Origin of the sequence: Kitasatospora sp. NPDC036755 (assembly GCF_040636595.1) — a bacterium.
Lineage (GTDB): Bacteria > Actinomycetota > Actinomycetes > Streptomycetales > Streptomycetaceae > Kitasatospora.
In genome coordinates this window covers 1-2,208 of the sequence record NZ_JBEZUT010000612.1, presented here as the reverse complement: position 1 = coordinate 2,208, position 2,208 = coordinate 1, and the positions used below count along the sequence as shown (strand labels likewise).

The window sequence follows — 2,208 nt, the reverse complement described above, 5'->3', positions numbered from 1 at the left end:
CACCCGATCGGAGGACCTGGCGGCGGAGCTGGCGAGCACTGCGGAGAGCGCCTTCGGCACGTAGCCGGACAATGCGAAGGGGCCCCGCGGTCGACAGGGCCCCTTCGCACGTGTTGAAGGGTCAGACGACGATGGTGATGTTCTGCGCCAAGCGCCTGATCTCCCCGCTGACGCCCAGCTCGGTGAGCATGCTCATGAGCTCGTCGTGGGTCTTCTGGGGAAGCCCCTCGCGCAGCCCGGCCTGGAGGTAGCCGGCGGAGATGGTCCGCACGATCGTCCGGCGGGAGCAGACCAGCACCATCCGCTCCCGGATCGACTGGGCCAGCTCGTCGTTGCCGGCCTCCTGGGCGTCGGTGAGCTCCTTGAACAGGATCGCGCCCCGCAGGGTCTCCCTGTAGACCTCCCGCTCCTCCTCGTTGGTGGCGGCCTCCGCCAGCACGTGCTCCTCGATCCGACGGGCCTGCTCCATGTCGCCCCGGGCGTAGGCGTCGCGCAGAGCCCTGCCCTGGCGGGTCTCGTAGATGTCGGGGAGTTCCAGCGGGCTGCCGGGCTCCTTCACGACCTCGTCGCCCTCGTCCCACGCGGTGCAGTGGATGGCCTGGATGCCGTCCTGGACGCCGATGGTGGTGATCTGCCAGACCGGCCACTGGGTGCGCGGCCTCGGGCCCGGGTCGATCGCCAGCACGTCGTACTCGTACCCGTGCCGGGTGCTCGCCGTTCGCCTGCTCGTTCTCGCCCATCCTGGCCTCCCTCTCCTTTGACCGGGTCCGGCCGGGCGGCCGAACCCGCGAATGTAGCGCGACGGGCCTCAGTACCAGGCCCACTCGGTGACATTGCTGCGGCCGTAGCCGTCGCCGAACTTGAGGTCCAGCACGGCTAGTTCGCCCAGTTCCTCCGACACCGCGTGCACGGTGCGCTCCGGCAAGGGGCCCGGGACGTAGAGGGCGCCGGCCTCCAGCTGGAGCTGGAGCGTGCCGTCGTCGGCGACGCCGGTCAGGTGGATCTCGGTCTCCAGGAACGGCTCGTAGCCGAGCCCGGTCAGGTGCTCGTACGCGGCGAGGATCGCAGGCCCGTACGGGGGCGTCTCGTAGTACCCGTTGATCAGCTGGACCTGGTGCTCGCGCACGATCCGCGGCCACTGGACGTGATCCGTGACGGTGCCGAGCGAGAGGATCGGGCACTCCCCCCTCTGCATGCGGCCGTCGAACTCCTGCCGGGCCCACATCGGAACGGGGGTGGAGGGCCCGAAGGAGTAGGTGCGGCCCTCGTGGCGGACCATGTCCGCCATGGCGGCCACCCACGCCTCCTGGCGCTCGGTCGACCAGCTGTCGGCGAAGTCGCCGACCTGCCTCAACAGCATGTTCAGCGCGCTCCTGGCCTGCTGCTCGCGCGTCATCTTCTTCTCCTTCTCGGTGCGGGTCCGGGGCCGGACGCGGGTGCGGCCGGCCCCGGGTTCGGGCTTCCTGCGGGGTCAGTTCTTCTCGGTGTTGACGGTCAGCTGGGGCAGGCCGGTGCCCGCGAGCACGGCGGCCTGGAAGGTCGCGGGGTCCAGGGCCTCGCGGTGCTCGACGGCCCGGGCGAGCATCAGCCCGTAGGTGAGGGCCTGGGCTTGGACGGTGGCCTGGAGCCGGGCGGTCTCGACGTCGGCCAGCCGGTTGACCTGGGTCAGCTGGAGTTCGTGCCACCGGGCCTCGGCCCGCTCGCGGGCGACCCGCCAGTGCCGGGCGGTGACGGCGTAGACCAGGGCGGTGGCTACCAGCCACAGGAGCGCGGCCAGCGCCCAGCTGGAGGTGTAGGCCGAGACGCCGACCAGCGCGAACGCGCCGCTGGCGGCGAACGCCACGGCGGTAATGATCTCCGAGCCGTTCTCCTTCGCCGCGGAGACCATCCCGTGGGCGGAGCTCGCGCCGGACAGCACGATCATCAGCGCGACGTCGCCCCAGCTGCCGGCGGCGCCCTGCTCGTGCCAGATCCGGGCCAGGATCAGGGCGGTCGTGGTGGTGAGCACGGGCATCAGGCGGCTGCCGTAGCGGGTGGCGACGTAGCTGCCCGCGCTCATGATCTGCGGGGGCTGGGCCGGGACCAGCGGGGTAACAGTCGTCGGCTGGTAGGGCGTCATCGCGCGAGCTCCATCTGTTCGTCTCGGTTGTCGTGGTGAAGGTGGGGAGGGCGGAAGTCGGGGGAGACCTCTCGGATCTCCTCCGGCCC

General features: G+C 71.1%; 3 protein-coding genes. All 3 read right to left on the bottom strand.

Translation table 11 applies throughout. The features are described from left to right. Positions 1-121: 121 nt before the first annotated feature. On the bottom strand, positions 122-685 hold the full coding sequence (locus AB0E96_RS40530) for a hypothetical protein (RefSeq protein ID WP_359831790.1): 564 nt from the start codon (positions 683-685) through the stop codon (positions 122-124). A 123-nt stretch (positions 686-808) separates the two neighbouring features. After that, a complete protein-coding gene (locus AB0E96_RS40525; protein WP_359831788.1) occupies positions 809-1,396 on the bottom strand; it encodes a hypothetical protein in 588 nt (195 codons plus the stop codon). A 75-nt stretch (positions 1,397-1,471) separates the two neighbouring features. Beyond that, on the bottom strand, positions 1,472-2,119 hold the full coding sequence (locus AB0E96_RS40520; RefSeq protein ID WP_359831786.1) for a hypothetical protein: 648 nt from the start codon (positions 2,117-2,119) through the stop codon (positions 1,472-1,474). Positions 2,120-2,208: the final 89 nt, after the last annotated feature.